The following is a 22,208-nucleotide window of genomic DNA, read 5'->3' as shown; positions in this document are numbered from 1 at the left end:
TGTCTCCTTCAGCGACGTGCCTGCGGCCGCGCGCCGCCCTGTGACTTGATCGCCCTAAGCACCTTTTCCGGCGTGATCGGGAGATCGTCGATGCGGACGCCGACGGCGTTGAAGATCGCATTGGCAACGGCGGGCAGCACCGGGTTGGCGCACATCTCGCCGGGGCCCTTTGCACCGAAAGGACCATCAGGCGCTGGACGCTCCAGCACGGCAATGTCGTGCGGACAGATGTCGCCGGGGCCGGGCATCAGATATTCGACGAAGTCGCGGGGGCCATGAACGGGCTCGGGATAGTAGGGCTCGGGGGTCTCGTAGAGCGCGTGACTGACGCCCATCCAGGCACCGCCGACCAGCTGCTGCTCGACGAGGCGCGGATTGAGCGCGCGGCCGAGCTCATAGGCGGAGTCCATGCGGACCATCGCAACCTCGCCGGTCTCGTCGTCGACCTCGACCTCGGCGACGAGGCAGGCGTGGGCGTAGCAGGTCGCAGGCGACATCTCGCCGGTCTCGGGGTCGACGTCCGACAGCGGCACGAGGAAGATGCCGCGGCCGGAGATGGTCTTGCCCTGCTTGAACTGCGCCGCGATCGCGACATCCTTGGTCGAGATCGAGCGGTGCGGCGCGCCCTTGACGTGGATGTTGCCGCGGCCGTCGGTCTCGAGATCGGCGGCGTTGACCTCGAGCTCCTCGGCCGCCGCTTCCATCATCACGCCGCGCGCCTCGCGGGCGGCGGCCATCACCGCATTGCCGACGCGATGAGTGCCGCGCGAAGCGAACGAGCCCATGCAGTGCGGGCCGGTGTCGGAATCGGCAGTGTCGACGTAGACGTCCTCGACCGGCACACCCAGCGTCTCCGCGCAGATTTGCCGCGTCACAGATTTCATGCCCTGCCCAAGATCGATCGACGACAGCGCCACCGTGAACTTGCCGCTTGGGTTGGAATGCACCAGCGCCTGGCTCGGATCGCCGCCGAGATTCATGCCGATGGGATAGTTGATCGACGCCATGCCGCGTCCGCGGTGCCTGGTCATCTCAGCGCCTCCTGGTGCCGAAGACGGAGGAGAAACGGGTTGCGCCGTGCGAGGGAGCCGCTGGCCGTGGCGGGGGTGGCGGCGGAGCCGGTGGTGGGGGCTCGCGCGGCGGTTCGCGGGTGACGGTAGGCGGAAGCCGGTCATAGCTCGTGCGTTGCTGCGCCGGAGCCGTCGGCCGGCTGCGCGCGTCCGTCGGCGTCGGCGGGATCACAGCGCGGCTGCCGCCACCATCCTTGCGCGAGGAGGCGCGCTTGAATTCCTCGCGGAGCGGCCACTTGGCCTTTTCGGCGGCGACCTGCACGCATTCGATCAGTGCGGTGTTCTTGGCCTCGCGCCGGTGGGCCTTCATGTCGCCGTCGCGATAGGCGTTGAGGATGCGGAACTCCATCGGGTCCATGCCGACGAGGTTCGCCAGCTTGTCCATTTGGCACTCGATGGCGAAGTCCATCGCGGTCACGCCGAAGCCGCGCATGGCGGTGGCAGGCGTGCGGTTGGTGAAGACGCAGTAGACGTCGCCATAGACGTTGGGGATCGTATATGGGCCCGGCAGATGCGCGGCGCATTTCACCGCAGCATAGCTCGACAGCCGCGTATAGGCCCCGCTGTCGAAATAGGCGCGGATCTTTCGCGCGACAATGCGGCCATCGCGCATCACGCCGTCCTTGATGTAGATGCGCTCAGCGCCGCGCGGCGGGCCGTACTGCATCTCCTCCTCGCGGCCGAACACGTAGCGGACGGGGCGCCCCGTTAGCATGGCGCCGAGGATCGCGAGCGGCTCGGTCAATGTGTCGACCTTGCCGCCGAAGCCGCCGCCGACGGTGCCGCCGATGAAGTGGAAGGTGTTGGATGGCACGTCCAGGATCTTGGCGCAGGTGTCGACCGAGAAGAACAGCGCCTGGGTCGAGGTGTAGACGACGTAGCGGCCGTTGGTGTCGGGTGCGGCAATCGCGCCGTTGGTCTCCGTCGGCGCATGCTCGATCGGCGACATCTGATAGCGCTGCTCGAGCACGTGGTCGGCGGTTGCAAGCGCCGCATCCGCATCGCCAAAGCGCAGCTTCTGGTGGTCGTAGACGTCGTGATAAGTGAAGGTGTTCTTGGGATAGGTCTCGTTGACCACGGGCGCACCGGGTTTCAGCGCATCCTCGACGTCGAACACGGCCGGTAACGGCTCGTAATCGATCCTGACCTTGGCGACCGCCTCGAAGGCCTCGCGCTCGCTGTCGGCGACGATGGCGACGATCGGCTCGCCCTTGTAGCGGACCTTGTCGACCGCAAGCGAGGGCTCGTCGTCCTTGCCGAAATTGATCAGGCTGAGGAGCGTGTTCAGATTGACCGGCACATCAGCCCCGCGAATGATCCGGCGCACGCCCGCCGAGCGCTCCGCCTCGGTGGTGTCGATCCGGCGCAGCCTTGCGTGCGCGTGGGTCGAGCGCACGACCTTCAGGTGCAGCATGCCCTGCAGCTTGTGGTCGTTGAAATAGCTGGACGTGCCCGTGACATGGCCGAGCATGTCCTGGCGCTGGGTGCCCTTGCCGATCTCCTTCAAATTATCGTCGCGCTCGTCGGCAAAAATGTCCTTGCGCAGTTCCAGCATGGTCGCGTTCCCTTACGCGCTGACCCGGCCGCTCGCGGCGGCGAGGATGGCATTGATGATCGGCTCATAGCCGGTGCAGCGGCAGATGTTGCCGGAGATCGCCTCGACGACCTCGTCGCGGCTCGGCGACGGGTTGCGGTCGAGCAGGGCCTTGGCGGCCATCAGCATGCCCGGCGTGCAATAGCCGCACTGGGCGGCGAAATGGTCGGCGAAAGCGCGCTGCAGCGGATGCAGGTTCGGGCCCTGCTTCATGCCGTCGAGCGTCTCGACCGAGCGGCCGGCGACCGTCTCGGCGAGAGTCAGGCAGGAGAGGTGCAGCTCGCCTTCGACCAGCACGCTGCAAGTGCCGCAGCCGCCCTGGCCGCAGCCGAATTTCGGCGTCATGTCGCCGATCAGCTCGCGAAGTGCAACGAGGAGATTGGTGCCACCGTCGACGAAGATTGCGACGTCGCGGCCGTTGTGGCGAAATTGCAGGGGGATCTTCGACATGGCGATCTATTCCTGTCCGGACAGCAGACGCCGCAGATGCACGCCGACGATCTCGCGGCGGTACCAGGCGCTGCCGAGCGCGTTGTCCGATGGTGATGTTCCTTCGCTCGCGGCGGATGCCGCGGCCGCGATGGTCGCGGCATCCAGCGAGCGGCCCTCCAGTGCGCGTTCGGCGGCGCGAGCGCGGATCTGCGTCGGCGCCATCGAGCCCAGCGCGATCCGCGCGCCCGCAATCCGGCCGCCAGAGATCGGCAGGTGCACGGCGAGCGTGATCACCGAGCCGCCCTTCGGCTTGATGCGCGCGATCTTGCGATAGCGGAAGGCCTCCGTGCTGGCCGGCCGGGTGCAGGACACCGAGAGCACCAGCGTGCCGGCCTGCCGGTCGCGCGCCTGCAGAAACTCCTCGATCGGGATGTCGCGTGTGCCGAAGCCGCCTGCGACAGCGACGGTGGCGTCGAGCGCGAGCAACGCCACGGTGAAATCGCCGTAAGGGCTCGGCGCGAACAGATTGCCGCCAATGGTCCCCATGTTGCGCACGGCCGGACCGCCGATCGAGCGGGCAGGGGCGTGCAGGAAGGCGAGGTCGCGTTCGGCGAGCACGCGCGCGAAGGTGACGCCGGCGCCCAGCGTCACGCGCGGGCCGGAAGCATCGATCCGGCTCAGCGCCTGGTCGCTGGCGCGAACGATCGTCGAGATCGAGACGTCGCCCTCGTTCAGCGCCCGCATCACCAGCGTGCCGCCGCCGAGATAGCGCGCGCTGCGGTCCGAGGACAGCGCGCCGGCCGCTTCGCTCGCATTCGCAAAGGTCTTTACCGTCACGGCCATGGCTTAAGCGGCCTCCTTCATGTGCCGGCGGATTGCCTCGAACCCGACCTGATAAATGTCCTCGGCAACCATGTGGGTGATACGGTCCCGGTCCTCGGACCTGGTCGTGAACCGCGACTCCCAGTGCCAGAAGGTGCGGTCACCGTCGGTCACCGGCAGCAGGCGGACGTGGGCGACGTAGTTGAACATCGGGATCGGCGTATCAAGCAGGCAATAGCTGAAGGTCTGTTCGAGGTCGGACAGCGCCAGCAATTGCTCGCGCAGCTCGGAGCCGTCCTTGAGCTTGAACCGCCTGACGCAGCCGATCTTGTCGGCGGATTGCGCGCGTTCGATCGAGGAGGTCGCAACTGCCGGGTGCCAGCGGTCATGGCCGTTAAAATCGCGCAGCACCTCCCACACCGCGTCGGTCGGCGCGTTCAGGATCGTGCTCTTGACAACATGCGGCACGGCTAGCCTCCGAACACACGCTTCAGGGCGTCGAAGCCGCCCTGAAACACGCCGCCGCCGATATTGCTCACGAGCTCGTTCTCCCGTTCCGGCGCGCAGTCGAATTCCGCGGTCCATTCCATGAAAGTCTGGTCGCCGTCGGTAACGGGCGTGAGCCGCAGGGTTGCCACGTAGTTCTCGACGCCCATCGGCGATTCCAGGATCGAATAGGTGCAGAACATGTCGTAGTCGGAGAGGCCGAGCAGCTTCTCGCGGATGCGGTCGCCGTTGCGGAGGCGAAAGTCCCTGACGCAGCCGATCTTGTCGGAGGGCTCGCCGCCCTCGATGCGGCTCTCGGCGATGGCCGGGTGCCAGTTCGGCATGCCATTGAAATCGCGCACCCGTGCCCAGACTCGGTCGTTGCGGGCATTGACGACGGTGGAGACGTAGACGCGGGCCATGACCTAGACCTCAGCTCTTCTTCCGCGGACCGCGCTCGGCCGGCGGCTCGCCGCTGCCCTCGGCCGCCGGCGGGGAGGCCGCCGGCTTGTCGCCGCCACCGCCACCCTTGCGCGCGGAATCCTTGATGCCCTGCATGTCGCGGGCCTCGCGGATCAGTCCGGGCATCTTTGCCAGGCTGCCGCCCTCGACGCCGATGTCGGACAGGATGGAATCGATCAGCGGCGCCTGGACGCGGTAGCGCAGGGCGGAGTCGATCACCTCGTCGGTGGCGCTGCGGCCGCCATTGCCGCCGCCATGTCCGTTGCCGTTGAGGCCGTCGACCTGGAGGATGCGGATGCCCTCGATCTTCTCCATCGGCTTGACGCTCTCGCGCACGATACCCTCGATGCGGTCGAGCAGCTTGCGGCGGAACAGCGAGTAGCGCGCCTGGTCGGTCAGCACGTTCTCGGCCTCGTTGAGCATCCGCTGGGCCTCGGCCTCGACAGCGGCGCGCACACGCTCGGCTTCGGCCGCGATCCGGGTCTCCTCGGCCTGCTTCTCGGCCAGCAGCACTTCGACGGTCTTGCGACGCTTGGCGATCTCGCTCTCGCGCGCGGTGACGACGCGCTCGGCCGCTTCGGTGGCTCGCATCCGCGCTTCCTCGGCGGCTGCGCGCGCCGCCGACTCCTCCAGCGACTTTTGATGGATGGCGATCGCCTTCTCCATCAGCACGGTCTCGACATCCTTCTCGCGGTTGACCTCGAGCTTGCGCAGCTCGCGCTCGCGCCCGATGCGGGCCTCGTCCAGCCCGCGGTCAGAGGCGATGCGGGCACGCTCGACCTCCTCGCGCGCGGCGATTTCGGCCTCCTGTAGCGACTGGACGCGGGCGACCTCGAGCTGCTCGATCGCACGCCGCCGCTCGATACGGGCGGCCTCGAGCGCCTGCTCGCGCGAGACGTCGGTGGTCTCGACCTCCTTGCGCGCGACGATCTCGGCCTGCTTGACCTGGCGGTCGGCATCGATGCGCTCGGAGCGTTTGGTGGAGAGGGCGATGACGCGGTCCTCGTCCGCGATCTCGACGGCCTTCTTCTGCTCGATGTTGAGCACCTCGCGTTTCTTGGAGGAATTGATGCGCTCGGCCTCGAGCGCCAGATCGACCGTGATGCGCTGGCGCTCGATGGCGTCGCGCCGCTTCAGCTCGGCTGCCTCCAATGTGCCGGTCCGCTCGATCTCGAGCGCCCTGGTCTCCCGGTCGGCCTGGATGCGCTCGGCCGCGACCGCCTTCTCTTGGGCGATGCGGGCCGCCTCGATCGCCTCGCGCGAGGCGATGTCGGCTTCCTCGACGGCGCGGTTGCGGGCAATCTCGAGCGACCGCACGCGCTCCTCCTGCGCAATACGGGAGGCTTCCGTCGCTTCGCGGGCCGCGATGCCGGCGACGTCCAGCGTCTGGTTGCGCTCGATCTCCAGCTGCCGGGTGTTCTGTTCGGCGGCGATGCGCTCTGCGGCGAGCGTCCGCTCGCGGGCGATGCGGGCGGCTTCGACCGCGCGCTGCGCCTCGATCTCGGCTTCCTGGATGGTGCGCACCTGCTGGATCTCCAGCGCGCGGGTGCGCTCGTCCGAGGAGATGCGCTCGACATTGACCGTCATGGTCTGGGCAATGCGGGCCTTTTCGGTGGCCTCGCGCGCGGCGATTTCGGCCTCGTCGACGGCGCGGGTGCGCTCGATCTCGCGGCGCCGTGTTTCCTCTTCATTGGCGATACGGGCATCGGTGACGACGCGATCCTGCTGGATGCGGGCCTTCTCGATGGCTTCGCGGGCGGCGATCTCGGCTTCCTCGACCGTGCGCATGCGCTCGATCTCGCGCTGGCGGACCTCACGCTCGGAGGCGATGCGGGTGGTGTCGATCGAGCGCTGGTTCGCGATCCGAGTCTTCTCGATCTCCTCCCGAGCCAGCAGCTCCTTCTCCTCGATCGTCCGGGTTCGCTCGATCTCCCTCTGGCGGGTCTCGCGCTCCGAGGCGATGCGCGCCTCCGCAATCGCCTGGTCGTTGGCGATGCGGGCGCGCTCGATGGCCTCGCGTGCCGAGATCTGCGCTTGCTCGGCCTCGGTCTCGCGCAGTGCACGCTCGCGGGCCACTTCGGTGCGCTGCAGCGCGCGGCGCATCTCGATGTCGCGTTCCTGTTCCAGCCGCGCGGTCTCGCTCTCGCGCTCGATTTCGAGCGCCTGCCGCTCGGCCTCCAGGTTGCGGGAGCGGATCTTGATCATCGAGTCCTGCTCGATGTCGTTGCGCAGCTTGCGCCTCGCCTCGATATCCTCCATCAGGCGCGTCAGACCTTCGGCGTCGAAGCGGTTCGAGGGGTTGAAGAATTCGAGGTCGGTCTGGTCGAGATCGGTGATCGCGACCGACTCCAGCTCGAGCCCGTTCTGCGCGAGCGCCTCGGCCGCGTTGGTCTTGACCCGCGCGACATAGTCGCCGCGCCGCTCATGCATCTCCTCCATCGTCATTTCGGAGGCGACCGAACGGATCGCCGAGATGAACTTGCCGGCGAGCAGGGCATGTAGCTGCCCCGGTTCCATGGTGCGGCGGCCGAGCGTTGCGGCAGCAATCGAGACGGCTTCGCGAGTCGGCTGCACCCGGACATAAAAATCAGCCTCGATATCGACGCGCATGCGGTCGCGGGTGATCACGGCATCCTGCTTCGAACGCACGATGCCCATCGGCAGCACGTTCATGTTGACCGGCGTGTAGTCGTGGATGAACGGCAGTACGAAGGCGCCGCCGTTGATTACCACACGTTCGCCAAGGAAACCGGTCCGGACGAATGACGTCTCTTTGGAGGAGCGGTGGTAGAGCCAGTTGACGATATAGACGCCGACCACGATCACGATGATCGCGACGATCAGCCAGAGGATCAATTCACCGACCAGCATTCCTGACATCTTTCCCTCCCTCGAACCTTCCGGCGTTACCGCGCGCCGATCGCCTTGAATTGACGTACCTGCTCCGTCAGCGCCCGCTCCACGGGTAGCCGCTCCATCGAGGAGGCGCCGTAGAAGCCGTGGCAATGGCGGGTGTTCTTCATGATGAAATCGGCATCGGCGGGATCGGCGATCGGACCGCCATGGGCCAGCACCAGGATGTCCGGATTGACGCTGAGCGCTGCTGTGGCCCAGGTGTCGATCCGCGCGGGGCAGTCCTTGAGCTTCAGGGCCGTCTGCGCGCCGATCGTGCCGCCCGTCGTCAGACCCATGTGGCAGACAATGATGTCGGCGCCGGCGATCGCCATCGCGGCGGCTTCCTTCTCGCTGAACACGTAGGGGGTGGTCAGCATGTCCTTGTCGTGCGCCTTCGCGATCATGTCGATCTCGAGCGCATAGGACATGCCGGTCTCTTCGAGATTGGCGCGGAAGGTGCCGTCGATCAGGCCGACCGTCGGGAAGTTCTGGACGCCCGCAAACCCGAGTGCCTTGAGCTGGTCAAGGAAGACATCCATGTCGCGGAACGGATCGGTGCCGTTGACGCCCGCAAGCACCGGGGTCTGGTCGACCACCGGGAGCACTTCACTGGCCATTTCGAGCACGATGGCGTTGGCATCGCCGTACGCCATCAGGCCGGCGAGCGAGCCGCGGCCGGCCATGCGGTAGCGCCCGGAATTGTAGATCACGATGAGATCGACGCCGCCGGCTTCCTCGCATTTGGCCGACAGGCCGGTGCCGGCACCGCCGCCGACGATCGGCTCGCCGCGCCTCGCCATGTCGCGGAACTTCTTCAGGAGGGCTGCGCGTTCAAACCTGGCCATCGGTCACCTCGCTAATCTCCGCCGCGCGCCGGTTCGGCCGAACAGAGTTCGGAACGCACTGACAATGGCGGCGGCGAAGTCGGGATCGTTGATGTTCTTAGGCGTGCGAATGAGCTGGCGGTTGCTGGTCTGGCGCACGTCGCGCTCCAGCGCGCGGAACAGCGCCGCGTCGGCGTCCGGATCCCAGAACGGCTGGCCGCGCGCATCGAGCGCAGAGACGCCGCCCTCGGGCAGGAAGAAGCGGACAGGGCCGTCCATCTGGTTCAGCCGCTCGGCGATCCAGCGGCCCATGCGCTCGTTCTCCTCAGCCGTGGTCCGCATCAACGTCACCTGCGGATTGTGGACGTGGAACTTGCGGCCGCGGTAGCGTTCGGGAATGGTGTCGGGCGCGCCGAAATTGACCATGTCGAGCGCGCCGACCGAGCCGACATAGGGCAGCCGGCTGCGGATGACCGCGCCAAAGCGGTCTTCGGTCGCCGGAAACACGCCGCCCATCAGCAGGTCGCAGATCTCGGTCGTGGTGAGGTCGATGACGCCGGCAAGCTGACCAGACTCGACGAGCTTTTCCATGGAGCGGCCGCCAACGCCGGTGGCGTGGAAGACGAGACATTCGAAGTCGTCGCGCAGCTCGGCCGCGATCTTCTGCACCGCCGGTGTGGTGACGCCAAACATGGTGATGCCGACCGAGGGCAGGCCGCCGGCCTCTCGCCCTGTGGCGGCACGCGCATCGAGCCTTGCCTTGACCATGCCGGCGAGCGCATTGGCGCCATTGCCCAGCACGGCGCGCGAGATCGCATTCAGCCCCTGCACGTCGGTGACCGAGTACATCATGGTGATGTCGGCGGGGCCGACATAGGGCCCGACATCGCCTGAGGCGATGGACGAGATGATCAGTTTTGGCACGCCGACGGGCAGGGCACGCATGCCCGGCGCAACCAGCGACGCCGCGCCCGAGCCGCCGGCCGAGATCACGCCGGCGACATTGCCTTGTCGCCGCAGCCAGCTGGCGAACGCATCGGCCATCGCGGTCACAGCGGCGCCGCGGTCAGGGCCGAACACGGCCGCACCGCCGCGGCCGTGGTTGAGCGCGATCTCCTGCGCAGAGACATCGCAGCTGGAATGCTTGCCGCTGGTCGAGACGTCGACCAGCCGCGTGCGAAGGCCGGTTGCTGCGATGATGTCGCGGATGAAGCGCAGCTCCTGGCCCTTGGTATCGAGCGTGCCGACGACCAGCACGACAGGCGGTCCTGCGGTCTGCGCCGCTATCGGCTCGCGCCTGCGCCGCGTCGTCTCCTCCAGCCGCGTGACCTCTGTCGACCGTGTGCGGGCCGCTGCCTCGATGCGCGCGATCGGCACCGGCTGCGACCATCGCGTCGGTGGCGCGGGGTTGGAGATGTAGATGCGGATCGGCCCGCCTGGGCGTGGCGCCGGCGCCGGTTTCGGGCCGGCAGCGGCCGTAGATATATCGACATCTGGTTCCAGCTCCGCATGAAGCCCGACGCCGAGCAGGCGCTGCTGCAGCTCGCGGTCGGCAGCGAGCCGCGCGGAGTCAATGATCCGGTGGACGCGGCCGTTGACCATGATCGCGACGTTGCGCGAGATCGCGGTGGCAACACCGATGTTCTGCTCGATCACGAGCACGGACATGTCACCGTCCTCGCCCAGCCGCAGCAGCATCTCCTCGACCTGGGCGACGATGACGGGCGCAAGGCCCTCGGTCGGCTCGTCCATGATCAGGAGATGCGGATTGGTGAGCAGCGCGCGCGAGATCGCCAGCATTTGCTGCTCTCCGCCGGAAAGCTGGCCGCCGCCGTGATCCTTGCGTTCAGCGAGCCGCGGGAAGGTGTCGTAGATGCGCTCGACGGTCCAGGCGCCGGAGCGCAGCCCGCCGGCGAGCCGCAAATGCTCGTCGACGCTGAGCGAGCGCCAGAGACGGCGACCTTGCGGCACATAACCGACGCCGAGCCGGGCGATCTGGGCCGGTGGCCGCCGCGTGACATCCTCGCCGCGGACGCGGATCGATCCGCCACTCACGCCGACCAGCCCCATGATCGCCTTGCACAGCGTGGTCTTGCCCATGCCGTTGCGGCCGACGACGGAGAACACGCCGCTCTCCAGCGTGAGGTCGACGCCCTGCAGCGCGTGCGAGTGGCCGTAATAGACGTCGAGGCCACGGACCTCGAGCGCGGCGGAAGTTCGGCGAGCCTCATTCATGGCCGCCTCCGAGATAGAGCTCCTGCACCTCGGGATCGGACTGGATCTCCTGCGGCAAGCCTTCCTTGAAGACGCGTCCGTTGTGCATCATCGTGACGCTCTCGACGACGCGCAGCGCGACGTCCATGTCGTGCTCGATGATGATGTAGCCGATGTGGGCCGGCAGAGAGGTCAGGATCTCGATCAGCTCGGCCCGCTCGGTCGGCGACAGGCCCGCGGCCGGCTCGTCGAACAGGACGAAGCGCGGGGCGCCGGCCAGCGCGAGCGCGATTTCGAGCTGGCGCTGCTGGCCGTGCGCGAGCTCGGCCACGCGCTGGTCCTTCACGGCCGACAGATGCACGGCCTGGACGAGGTTGTCGGCGGCATGCATCAGCGCGTCGTTCTGCCCCGGGCGCAGGAACGAGAAACGTCCGCGCGAGACGCCGCGGCAGGCGAGATAGACGTTGTCCTGAACGGTGAGGCCCGGGAACAGCGCCGAGATCTGGTAGGTCCGGCGCAGCCCGCGGCGGATGCGTTCATAGGGCGGGAAGTGGGTGACGTCCTCGCCGAAGAAGCGAATGGTGCCGGAGGATGGCGGGAAGTCGCCGGTGATGCAGTTGAACAGCGTGGTCTTGCCGGCGCCGTTTGAACCGAGCACGGCACGCCGCTCACCCGGCTTTACCGTGATGGTGACGTCGGTCAGCGCGGCGAGCGCGCCGAACAGCCGGGTCACGCCGCGTAGTTCCAGCGCGGCGCCGGCGCCGACGGCGGAAAGGCGATGAGCGACGCTATCCATGACCGCGCCCTCCGCCTGGGCGGTCCGCGCGAGGACGCTGACTCTGACGCCAGCGCTGCCACAGGCCGACGACGCCGTCGGAAGACCAGAACACGATGGCGAGGAAGCCGAGCCCGATCAGCAGGCGGAAGCGGTTGCCGTCGAGCCCGAGCCGGACCAGGAAGTCGAGTGCGAAGGTGCGCAGCAGCACGAAGATCAGCGCGCCGATGAAGGGGCCGATCGGGCGGGTGATGCCTCCGACCACGGAGATGATCAGCACGTCGATGCAGGCCCCGACGCTGACCGAGCCCGGCGAGATCTGCCGGTAGTTCCAGACCTGGAGCACGCCGGCGAGCGCGGCGACGAAGGACGCAAAGGCATAGGCGGCGACGCGATGGGCGTTGACGTTGAAGCCCAGCGCAGCCATGCGCCGCGGATTGTCGCGGACGCCCTGAAGCGCAAGGCCGAAGGGTGCGCGCGAGAGATATTCGACGGCGAAATAGCAGAGCGCGGCAACCGCGAGCACCACATAGTAGAAGGGGATGTCGGCGCGCCAGTTGACGCCCCAGAAGTGCGGCGTTGCCACGGTGTTGATGCCGGTATGGCCGTTGAAGATCGCCCAGTTCTGGTTGGTGAAATAGTAGAAGGCAGCTCCAATCGCGAGCGTGATCATGATGGTGTAGATGCCTTCAGTGCGCACCGCGAGCGCGCCGCCGAGCGTGCCGAAGGCAGTCGCCAGTGCGAGCGCCATGGGAACGGCGAGCCACCAGGGCCAGCCCAGGCTGATATTGGCGTTGCCGCTGACGCCGAACACGGCGACCATGTAGGCCGAGAAGCCCGCGATGGTGAGCTGCATCAGGCTGACCATGCCGCCATAACCGGCGAGGAACATCAGGCTCAGCGCCATTGTGCCGAGGATCAGCGTGGTCGCGAAGATCTCGATCAGGAAGAAGCCGTTGGCAATCAGCGGCATGATGACAAGAATGGCCGCAACGACCCAGGCGGCGGGATTGTCGATCTCCGGCCAGGTCCGCGCGGGGCGCTCTGCTCCGGCGGCAGAACGAACGGCAACGCGGGCATCGTGCGCGAGCGACATGTCAGCGCCTCGCCAACAGGCCTTGCGGCCGGATCGCCAGCACCAGCACCATGATCAGGAAGGTCACGACGATGGCGTAGGTCGGGATGTAGACCGAGCCGAGCTGCTCGGCGAGGCCGATGATCAGCGCGCCGAGCGCCGCACCGGGGATCGAGCCCATGCCGCCGACGATCACGACCACGAGCGAGGCCAGCAGGAAGCGGATGTCCTCGCCCGGCGACAACGACTGGAACGTGCCGCCGACCACGCCGGCGATGCCGGCAAGGCCAGCGCCAAATGCGAACACCAGGACGAAGACGAGCTGGATGCGCACACCGGTCGCAGCCAGGATGTCGCGATCATCGACGCCGGCGCGGATGATCATGCCGATCCGGGTGCGGTTGAGCGCGAGCCACATCGCAACGCCAATGACCACGGACGCGGCGAAGATCACGAGCCGGACCATCGGATATCTGAGATAGACCGGCTCGCCCGAGGACTTCACCGCCGTGATCAACGGCAGGTCTATGGGCCCGATCAGCCAGCTCGGGGTCTGGATCTGATAGAAATCACCGCCGCAGGCCCACAGCATGAGATCGGCAAACACGATCGACAGCCCGATCGTCACCATGGTCTGCCTGAGGTCCTGACCCTCCATGCGCCGGAACACGATCACCTGCAGCAGCACGCCGACCAGGGCCGTCAGGACGAAGGCGACGATGAAGCTGAGCAGCCAGGAGCCGGTCGCCGTGCTGATGGCGTAGCCGACATAGCCGCCGAACAGATAGAGCGAGCCGTGCGCGAGATTGACGTTGCGCATCAGGCCGAAGATCAGCGTGAAGCCGCTGGCGACGAGGAAGTAGAGGCCCCCGAGCGTGATGCCGTTGAAGACGGCGTTGAGGAAGACGCGCTTGCGGCCGATCACCTCTTCGAGACCCGGCGGCCAGACCGCGAAGACCAGCCAGAGCACGACGGCAACGGCGATGATCGTGATCAGCGCCCAGGCGGGATGGCGTTCGATGAAACGGCTCATGTGCGCCGTCCGCTTGTCCGGGCGACACGCCGAAAGTTCGTAAAATGCAGGTCGGACAGCCCTACAGCGGCTGCAGGCCTTGCCATGGACGTGCGCTCCCGTCGGTCGCGATCATCTCTGGATCGCGTTGCCCGCATCCTAGCCGGGCGGCGAGGGCGACGTTTGATCGTGAGTATCTTTTCGTGCAGCGGTCAGGCCCGCAAAACCTTGGCTGCGCGGCGATAATCGGTCGGGGCCATTCCCACATTGGCGGCGAAGAAGCGGGTGAAACCGCTCTGCGAGGAGAAGCCGAGATCGAAGCCGATGTCAGCGATCGGCGTCTCGCTGGCCACCAGCGCTTCGAGCGCCTGTTCCATGATCAGTGTGTTGAGGTAGAGGTTCGGGGTGACGCCGGTCTGGACACGGAACAGCCGGTAGAAGTGCGGGCGCGACAGGCCGGACTCGCGGGCGATCGTATCGAGCTCGATCTCGGCGCCTGGGCTTTCCGACATCATCTTGATGCATTTGCGCACGCGGAAATCGGTGACGGAGCCGCTTGCGCGCGGATCGCGCGCGATCTCGGCCTGCTGCCAGCTTTCGTCGTAGCAGATGTCGATCAGCCGCCTCAGCTCGGAATCGAGACTGGAGAGGGATGGTGCGCCGCACACGAGCGCGGCGGTCCGTCTGATGTGCTTGTCGAGTGCAGGCGTGCGCCTGAACTGGGTGCGGCCGAACCGTAGGCGGTCGGTGCCCGGGGTATCGGGCGCGAACCATTCGGCGTTGACATAGAGCACGAAGAAGATGGCGCCGCCATCGAGATCGCTCGGCAGGAAGTTGTGTGGCTCCCACGGATTGACGGCGACCACGGAGGTCTCGGTGAGATCATAGTGTCCGTCTGAGACATCAATGCATGCAGACATGCCGCCGACATGGAAGATCAGATGACCTTCACGATGGGCGTGGATATTGAAAGGGCGGTTCAACTGATAAACCGTCGCCCGGCCGAACCGGCCGTGGAAGACGGCGAGCGCACGGCTCATGCCTTCCCCTCCCGAATGTTTCTTCTTTTCAGCCAGCGTTCAACAACGCCGCCGAGATTGCAAGAGCGGAGAGCGACCGCGTCAGCGAGTCGCTCCCCGGTTGCTTCTTGCCGATGGTGATGCGTCAGTACTTCTTACATTCCGGTACGGTGCGGCTCGGCAGGCCGATCTTCGAGAACACCGCAGGATCATAACCGAGCGTCTGGTTCACGTTCGGGATCACCTTCACGACCTTGCTGAACAGCGCGCCCTTGCCGTCATCGACGACCTCGGTGACGAAATTGGTGCCGATCGCCTGGCGGTTGGAGTCGAGCTTGATCTTGCCGTTCGGCGCGTCGAGCTCGATCTTCGCCAGCGCAGCCTTGAATTTCGACTGATTGTCGCTGAGATCGCCGTTGACCTCGCGCAGTGCGAGGATCAAGGCCATCGTCGAGCCGTAGTAGTTGGTGGCCAGCAGCGAGGGGCTCGGGAAGCGCTTGTTCGGCGGGAACGCGTCCTGATAGGCCTTCACGAATTTCTGCCAGCCCGGATCCTCCCAGGTGTCGGCTTGGCCGCTCGCCGCGATGGTGCCGATCAGGGCGTTCTTGGCATTGCCCTTTGACGACAGGATGGTCTGGTCGATCATGATGGAACCGCCCATCAGATGCGCCTTGCCGCCGGCCTGCTGATACTGGTTGAGGAAGTTGACGGCATCCGCGCCGCCGAGGCCGAGATAGATGGCATCGACATCGTCGGGCAGGGCGGCGATCACCGAGGCGAAGTCCTTGGTTCCGAGCGGCACCCATTGCCGGTTGGTCACCTGTCCGCCCATGCCGCAGAATTCGAGCACCAGCCCGAACACCTGGGTATAGATGAAGGAATAGTCCTCGCCGACGGTCGCGATCTTGCGATACTTCTTGTCCTCATAGGCGTATTTGCCGAGGCCGACCTGCCACTGGGCGCCGTCCATGTTGTAGCGGAAGAAGTTCGGGGCAGGATCGACATAGGTCGTTTCCTGCGCGCCCGATGCGGCGTTGATGAAGGTCAGCTCGGGGTGGGTCTTGGCAAAGTTCTTCACCGCGATGCCTTCGTCGCCGGAGAGCGGCGACAGCAGGATCTGCACCTTGTCCTGTTCGATCAGCTTGCGGACTGCGCGCACTGCGGAGTCCGGCGTCGCATCGGTCGAGGCGACGATGAATTCGAGCTCCTTGTCGCCGATCTTCTTGCCCAGCACGTTGAGCGCCGTCTGATGGCCGCGCATGCCGTCCTCGCCGAGCACCGTATAGGTGCCTTCGAGGGTCGCGGTCACGCCCACCTTGATTTTTTCCTGGGCGATCGCCGCGCCTGAAAGAAACAGGCTGCTCAGCGCGAGCAGTCCGATACTGCATTTCGACATTGTGCTCCTCCCTGTGTCGTCGATTTGTGCCGCGCCAAACCAGCGCGACGCCCGTGGCTCTCAGCGGCCCGCGGCTTTCGAGGGAAGCTATCCGAAGTCGAATGCGGTGCCTGCGCGGAGGCCTCGTCCGGCTTGACGGGCAGTCTCATTTTTGAATGTTGCGGCGCAGATGGTTTCGCGCTGCAGCAGAAGCTCGCGCCGGAAAAGGGCCTGTCGCGGCTGGCTGCCACCTGCACGATTATCTGGGAGACGACTGCTGCGCACGGCTCAGTCTCGTCGGAACGCTCGCGCGACGCGCCTCTCTTACTTCAAATCTTTGGCCTTGACCGCGATCGCGGCCGCCGCGGTGCGATTCTCGACGCCCAGCTTGGAATAGATTTGCTCGAGATGCTTGTCGACGGTCCGCGGGCTCAAACCCAGGATTTGCGCGATATCCCGGTTGGTCTTTCCTTTGGACAGCCAGGACAGCACTTCCGCTTCACGTGCGGTAAGGCCTAGCTCTCTTGAAAACTCCACCGGCGTATCGGCGCCGGAATCCTTGGCAAGACGAAGCAGGAATTCGTTCGGACCGAGCTTGCCCATATATTGCAGCCGCAATTGCTCGTTGCCGGGGAGAGCGGGCATGGTCGTGGTCTTCGGGGCGGATTTGCCCTTCTGGACCTGGTCGAGCCATTGCGGCATAGGGTCGGGCAGCACGAACTCGTCGATGGTGTCGTCGGCCAGCGTATCCGCGAGAAGCCTTTGGGCCTGCGGCGTCGCCCATAACAACTTGCCCTTGCTGTTGACCGCGAGCAGATAGCGGCCGGAGACATCGAGGGCAGCGCGCGCGCTCTGGGTCATCCGGGCATTGGCGAGGTGGACGCGGATCCGCGCCAGCATCTCCTCGACCACGATCGGCTTCGTCACATAGTCGACCCCGCCGGCTTCGAGCCCGCGCACGATGTGCTCGGTCTCGGCAAGGCCCGTCATGAAGATAATCGGCACGCCGTCGAGCCCGGCATCGCGCTTCAGCCGCTTGCAGGTCTCAAACCCGTCCATGCCGGGCATCACCGCATCGAGCAGCACGATGTCGGGCGTGATCTGGTCGACGATCCGCATTGCGGATACGCCATCGAGCGCGACCATGACGGTCATGCCTGCGCCGTCCAGCGCGTCGGTCAGGAGCCGCAGCGTCTCGGGAGAGTCGTCGACGACGAGGGCGACGTCGCGTTTTCTGGGATCAGTGATCATAGCTGTGCAAGGTTTTCAGCGTCGCCATGTATTGGTCGAGATCGAAGCGGTCGAGCAGGGCGCGCATGTGGGTGACAAAGTCGGCGTGCTCCGGCAGCTCGGTGCCGATTTCGTCGAGCTTGAGCTGGATCGCCCGGACATAGCCGAGCCGGCCAAGGTCGATCAGCTCCTCGACATATTTCACCGGAGGGCGCGAGCCGCTCTCCGGCTTCCACAGCGGCACCGGCACCTGGTCGGCCTCGTACTGCCATTCGAGCTTGAGCAACTGGCGGATGGTTTCCAGCAGCCGCGGGATGTCGATCGGCTTCATCAGATAGCCGTCATGGAACGGCTGCGCCAGCGGCGCGCCATGCGCCTCCAGCGCGCTGGCCGACACCATCAGGATGCGCGCTGTGTGATGGCCGTTGGCACGCAAGGTCTCCGCCACCGCCCAGCCGTCCATGCCTGCCATGGAGATGTCGAGCAGGAACAGATCGGGCCGGCAGTGCTGCGCCAACGCGAGGCAGCCGGGGCCGTCGGGAGCGCTGAGCAGGATGAAGCCGAGCGGCGCCAGCACCTCGCGCAGCAGATCGCGATGAGTCGGATCGTCATCGGTGATCAGGATCGTCTTGCGCGGTCCGAGATAGCCGTAGATCGGCGCCTCCACCGGGGCATCACGCCGGGGATTGGTGACCTCGGAGAGCAGGAGTTTCACGCGGAAGGTCGCACCGGCGCCGACCGTGCTCGTCACCTTGATGTCGCCGCCCATCACGCCCGCGAGGAGGCGGCTGATGGTGAGGCCGAGACCTGTACCGGTCTGGGGCTGCGCCACGCCGAGCGCGCCGCGCTCGAAGGGGGCGAAGATGCGTTCGAGATCGTCCGGCTGGATGCCGGGGCCGGTATCGACGACCTCGAACTCGGCCACGGGGCTGCGATAATGCACCACGAACTTGACGCTGCCGGTTTGCGTGAACTTGATCGCGTTTGAGAGCAGGTTGATCAGGATCTGCCGCAGCCGCTTTTCGTCCGCATAGACCACGACCGGCAGCACCGCCGGCCGCTTGAACACGAAGTCGATGCCTTTGGCGGCAGCCTGCAGGCGGAACATGCCGACGAGCTGATCGAGGAAATCGTTGAGGCGAACCTCGTCGCGGGACAGATAGAGCCGTCCGGCCTCGATCTTGGAGATGTCGAGGATGCCGTCGATCAATCCCGACAGATGATCCGCGCTGCGGCGGACCACGCGCACCTGATCGCGCGGTCGCGCCTGCAAACTGTTGTCCTGCTCGAGCAGCTGCGCATAGCCGGAGATCGCGTTCAGCGGCGAGCGGAGCTCGTGGCTTAGTCCAACGACATAGCGGCTCTTGGCGAGGTTGGCGGACTCCGCGACCTCCTTGGCGCGCTGCAATTCGGCGTCGGTGCGCTTGTGCGCGTCGATTTCCTGGATCAAGAGCGCCGTCTGCCGCCGCGTCTCTTCCTCCGCCGCGCGACGGCTCTGCTGCGCCAGCACGAACAGCCAGGCGACAACGCCGATGATGATGATCAGCGCGAAGAACACCTTCCATAACACGTCAGCCAGCAGCGCATCGGCGTGCACGGTCGCCGAGGTTTGCAGGTAGATCAGTCCGAGCACGAGCCCGACGAGACCGGCCGATACCGCGAACACGCCGATATACTGGCCGAACTGCGAATTGATCCGGGTATGGATCGCCTCGGGCAACATCCTGCCGAGCGCTTCTGACACCTGCGCGCCGGCCCGTGCGTGCGGCTTGCAGAGATCATGGCACCGGGCGTCGAGCGAGCAGCACAGCGAGCAGATTGGCCCGGCATAGGCGGGGCATGAGGCCATGTCCTCCGGCTCGAACGAATGCTCGCAGATGCAGCACTGGATCGCCTCGACGCTCTGCCAGCTCCGCTTCGGCTTGCGGGCGATGTAGTACCTGCCTTCGGTGGCCCACGCGATCAGCGGCGCCGCGATGAAGGCCGCAGCGAGCGCGACGAAAGCCGACAGCGCCTTCGCGGTCGGGCCGAACAGGCCATAGAACGCGCTGATCGAAACAATGGTCGCGATGGTCATGGCGCCTACGCCGACCGGGTTGATGTCGTAGAGATGTGCGCGCTTGAACTCGATCTGCGGCGGGCGGAGGCCGAGTGGCTTGTTGATCACGAGATCGGCGACCAGCGCGCCGACCCAGGCGATCGCGACGTTGGAGTAGAGCGCGAGCGTCTGCTCCAGCGCCTTGTAGACGCCGATCTCCATCAGCAGCAGCGCCACCATCACGTTGAACACCAGCCAGACCACGCGGCCGGGATGGCTGTGCGTCAACCGCGAGAAGAAGTTCGACCACGCGATCGAGCCGGCATAGGCGTTGGTGACGTTGATCTTGACCTGCGAGAGGACGACGAAGGTGCCGGTCAGCGCCAGCGCCAGGTCCGGCTGCGACAGCACGTAGCGAAACGCTTCCAGATACATGTTGGCGGGCTCGGCAGCTTGTTCGAGCGCGACGCCGTGGCTCAGTGCGAAATAGGCCAGGAAGGAGCCGACCAGCAGTTTGAGCGCGCCGAAGATGATCCAGCCCGGGCCGGCGCTGAGCAGGGCGATCCACCACGAGGTCTTGGAGGTGCGGCGGTCGCGCGGCAGAAAGCGCAGGAAGTCGACCTGCTCACCGATCTGCGCCACCAGCGAAAACACCACCGACGCCGCGGTGCCGAACAGCAGGAGATCGAGATGCCCGTTCGGATCGCCATGCTCGCCGGCGAAGTGTCGCCACTCCGTGAACGAATGCGGATTGGCCCAGGCGATCGCCAGGAACGGAAGGAGATGAAGGACGACCCATAGTGGCTGCGTCCAAAGCTGGAAGCGGCTGATCAGGGTGATGCCGTAGGTCACCAGCGGGATGATGACGATGGCGCTGATGAGATAGCCGAGCGGACGGGGAATGCCGAAGCACATCTCCAGCGCCGCTGCCAGAATGACCGCCTCGAAGGCGAAGAAGATAAAAGTGAAGGAGGCGTAGATCAGCGAAGTGATCGTCGAGCCGATATAGCCAAAACCGGCGCCGCGGGTCAGCAGGTCGATATCGATGCCGCATTTGGCGGCATAATAGGCAATCGGCAGTCCGCACAGGAAGATGATGACGCTGACGACCAGGATCGCTGCGGTTGCGTTGCTGGCGCCGTAATTCAGCGTGATGGTGCCGCCGATCGCTTCAAGCGCAAGGAAGGAGATTGCGCCCAGCGCGGTGTTGGCGACGCGGGCGGCGGACCAGCGCCGCGCGCTCTTGGCGGTGAAGCGCAGCGCGTAGTCTTCCAGCGTCTGGTTGGCAACCCACTGGTTGTATTGGCGCCTGACGCGGTCTATTCGCTGCCGCCCTGCCACTTAACCCCACTCCCGATACGGACCCGCAAGCCACGCAAATCCCGTACCAAAAGCCTACGTCGGCATTTTGCGGTGCAGTATACGCGATCTTGCGTATGCTTGCGCTGCACAAATTCGAGCCATCCTCACGGCACCAATCGCGTGTCCTCGAAAACAAACAGTGGGGTGCTCATGTCAGAAGACGCAAATAAAGGCTTGTTGTCGCCGCTTCGGCGCAAACTATTGATGGGAATGGCCGCTGTGCCGGCCATTACGATGCTGCCGAAGGCGTCCTTCGCGCAGGCTCCGGCGACCTCGGCAGTCAACACTACGGGTCTCGCGGTCACCGATACCGAAGTCACCGTCGGCATCCTGCACTCGGCCACCGGCACGATGGCGATCTCGGAGACCGGCTCGATCGAAGCCGAGAAGCTCGCGATCGAGCAGATCAACGCTGCCGGCGGTGTGCTCGGCCGCAAGATCAAGGTCATCCAGGAAGACGGCGCCAGCGACTGGCCGACCTTCGCGGAGAAGGCCAAGAAGCTCCTCGTCAACGACAAGGTCGCGGCCATCATGGGCTGCTGGACCTCGGCCTCACGCAAGGCGGTGCTGCCGGTCGTCGAGCAGTACAACGGCATGCTCTACTACCCGACCTTCTACGAAGGCCTCGAGCAGTCCAAGAACGTGATCTACACCGGCCAGGAAGCCACCCAGCAGATCCTCGCTGGCCTGAACTGGATCGCCAAGGAGAAGGGCGCCAAATCGTTCTTCTTCGTCGGCTCCGACTACATCTGGCCCCGTACCTCGAACAAGATCGCGCGCAAGCACGTCGAGAACGTGCTGAAGGGCAAGGTGGTCGGCGAGGAATATTACCCGCTCGGCAACACCCAGTTCAATTCGGTCATCAACAAGATCAAGCTGACCAAGCCGGACGTGATCTTCACCGACGTGGTCGGCGGCTCGAACGTCGCCTTCTACAAGCAGCTCAAGGCAGCCGGCATCGATCTCTCCAAGCAGGCGCTGCTGACGATCTCGGTGACCGAGGACGAGATTGACGGCATCGGCGGCGAGAACATCGCGGGTGCCTACGCCTGCATGAAGTACTTCCAGTCGCTCGACAATGCCAACAACAAGGCGTTCGTCGCCGCCTTCAAGAAGATCTGGGGCGAGAAGACCGTGATTGGTGACGTGACGCAGGCGGCCTATCTCGGCCCATGGCTCTGGAAATTGACGGTCGAAAAGGCCGGCAGCTTCGACGTCGACAAGATCGCGGCCGCCTCGCCGGGCGTGGAATTCAAGGGCGCACCCGAGGGCTATGTGCGCATCCACGAGAACCATCATCTCTGGTCGAAAACCCGCGTCGGTCGCGCCAAGCTCGATGGTCAGTTCGAGCTGATCTACGAGACCGCCGATCTGGTCGAGCCGGATCCGTTCCCGAAGGGCTACCAGTAAGCGCGCAAGCCTTCCGCGAACGTTCCCCAAGCAAGAGCTCCCTGACGCGGGCCGTCAATCCGCGTCTCACGACCCCGCGTCGCGATTTTCAATCGCGACGCGGGACCCTGTGC

The 22,208-nt window shown here is 65.7% G+C and carries 17 protein-coding genes; 1 reads left to right on the top strand and 16 read right to left on the bottom strand.

All coding sequences use genetic code 11. The features are described from left to right. Positions 1 to 8: 8 nt before the first annotated feature. The 16 genes from BRAGE_RS0121005 to BRAGE_RS0120930 all read right to left on the bottom strand — a co-directional run bounded on the left by BRAGE_RS0121005 (position 9) and on the right by BRAGE_RS0120930 (position 20,664). The gene (locus tag BRAGE_RS0121005; RefSeq protein ID WP_027557072.1) at positions 9 to 1,031 is read right to left on the bottom strand and encodes a xanthine dehydrogenase family protein molybdopterin-binding subunit; all 1,023 of its coding nucleotides are present in this window, start codon (positions 1,029 to 1,031) and stop codon (positions 9 to 11) included. Between the two features lies 1 nt (position 1,032). After that, positions 1,033 to 2,625 carry a xanthine dehydrogenase family protein molybdopterin-binding subunit gene (locus BRAGE_RS0121000; protein ID WP_027557073.1) on the bottom strand — a complete coding sequence of 531 codons (1,593 nt, stop codon included), beginning with the start codon at positions 2,623 to 2,625 and terminating at the stop codon, positions 1,033 to 1,035. Between the two features lie 12 nt (positions 2,626 to 2,637). Then, on the bottom strand, positions 2,638 to 3,114 hold the full coding sequence (locus tag BRAGE_RS0120995) for a (2Fe-2S)-binding protein (RefSeq protein WP_027557074.1): 477 nt from the start codon (positions 3,112 to 3,114) through the stop codon (positions 2,638 to 2,640). 6 nt (positions 3,115 to 3,120) lie between these two features. Further along, positions 3,121 to 3,939, bottom strand: coding sequence for an FAD binding domain-containing protein (locus BRAGE_RS0120990; RefSeq protein ID WP_027557075.1), 819 nt, complete (start codon positions 3,937 to 3,939; stop codon positions 3,121 to 3,123). Between the two features lie 3 nt (positions 3,940 to 3,942). After that, positions 3,943 to 4,386, bottom strand: a complete 444-nt coding sequence (locus tag BRAGE_RS0120985; RefSeq protein ID WP_027557076.1) for an SRPBCC family protein — start codon at positions 4,384 to 4,386, stop codon at positions 3,943 to 3,945. Between the two features lie 2 nt (positions 4,387 to 4,388). Further along, entirely contained in the window at positions 4,389 to 4,826 is a 438-nt protein-coding gene (locus BRAGE_RS0120980) for an SRPBCC family protein (RefSeq protein ID WP_027557077.1), read from the bottom strand. 10 nt (positions 4,827 to 4,836) lie between these two features. Next, positions 4,837 to 7,746 carry a flotillin family protein gene (locus BRAGE_RS0120975; RefSeq protein ID WP_027557078.1) on the bottom strand — a complete coding sequence of 970 codons (2,910 nt, stop codon included), beginning with the start codon at positions 7,744 to 7,746 and terminating at the stop codon, positions 4,837 to 4,839. 26 nt (positions 7,747 to 7,772) lie between these two features. Continuing rightward, positions 7,773 to 8,606, bottom strand: a complete 834-nt coding sequence (locus tag BRAGE_RS0120970; RefSeq protein WP_027557079.1) for a phosphoenolpyruvate hydrolase family protein — start codon at positions 8,604 to 8,606, stop codon at positions 7,773 to 7,775. Between the two features lie 3 nt (positions 8,607 to 8,609). Beyond that, entirely contained in the window at positions 8,610 to 10,820 is a 2,211-nt protein-coding gene (locus BRAGE_RS0120965) for an ABC transporter permease (RefSeq protein ID WP_027557080.1), read from the bottom strand. Next, the gene (locus BRAGE_RS0120960; RefSeq protein ID WP_027557081.1) at positions 10,813 to 11,595 is read right to left on the bottom strand and encodes an ABC transporter ATP-binding protein; all 783 of its coding nucleotides are present in this window, start codon (positions 11,593 to 11,595) and stop codon (positions 10,813 to 10,815) included. Before BRAGE_RS0120960 ends, BRAGE_RS0120965 begins: the two co-directional genes overlap by 8 nt. Beyond that, positions 11,588 to 12,670: a branched-chain amino acid ABC transporter permease gene (locus BRAGE_RS0120955; protein WP_027557082.1), complete on the bottom strand. Its 1,083-nt coding sequence runs from the start codon at positions 12,668 to 12,670 to the stop codon at positions 11,588 to 11,590. The genes BRAGE_RS0120960 and BRAGE_RS0120955 overlap by 8 nt, the downstream gene beginning before the upstream one ends. Position 12,671: 1 nt before the next feature. Beyond that, entirely contained in the window at positions 12,672 to 13,682 is a 1,011-nt protein-coding gene (locus tag BRAGE_RS0120950; protein WP_027557083.1) for a branched-chain amino acid ABC transporter permease, read from the bottom strand. A 191-nt stretch (positions 13,683 to 13,873) separates the two neighbouring features. After that, the gene (locus BRAGE_RS0120945) at positions 13,874 to 14,701 is read right to left on the bottom strand and encodes a helix-turn-helix domain-containing protein (RefSeq protein WP_027557084.1); all 828 of its coding nucleotides are present in this window, start codon (positions 14,699 to 14,701) and stop codon (positions 13,874 to 13,876) included. A gap of 124 nt (positions 14,702 to 14,825) precedes the next feature. Then, entirely contained in the window at positions 14,826 to 16,076 is a 1,251-nt protein-coding gene (locus BRAGE_RS0120940) for an ABC transporter substrate-binding protein (RefSeq protein ID WP_027557085.1), read from the bottom strand. Between the two features lie 303 nt (positions 16,077 to 16,379). Then, positions 16,380 to 17,306: a response regulator transcription factor gene (locus BRAGE_RS0120935; RefSeq protein ID WP_027557086.1), complete on the bottom strand. Its 927-nt coding sequence runs from the start codon at positions 17,304 to 17,306 to the stop codon at positions 16,380 to 16,382. Then, positions 17,296 to 20,664, bottom strand: a complete 3,369-nt coding sequence (locus BRAGE_RS0120930; protein ID WP_027557087.1) for a hybrid sensor histidine kinase/response regulator — start codon at positions 20,662 to 20,664, stop codon at positions 17,296 to 17,298. Before BRAGE_RS0120930 ends, BRAGE_RS0120935 begins: the two co-directional genes overlap by 11 nt. Before the next feature lie 171 nt (positions 20,665 to 20,835). Between BRAGE_RS0120930 and urtA the strand changes: the two genes are divergently transcribed. Then, positions 20,836 to 22,095: an urea ABC transporter substrate-binding protein gene (urtA, locus tag BRAGE_RS0120925; protein ID WP_027557088.1), complete on the top strand. Its 1,260-nt coding sequence runs from the start codon at positions 20,836 to 20,838 to the stop codon at positions 22,093 to 22,095. The last annotated feature ends 113 nt before the right edge of the window (positions 22,096 to 22,208 follow it).

The organism is Bradyrhizobium genosp. SA-4 str. CB756 (genome assembly GCF_000473125.1).
GTDB classification, from domain to species: Bacteria; Pseudomonadota; Alphaproteobacteria; order Rhizobiales; family Xanthobacteraceae; genus Bradyrhizobium; species Bradyrhizobium arachidis.
This window is presented reverse-complemented; position numbering and strand designations above follow the sequence as displayed.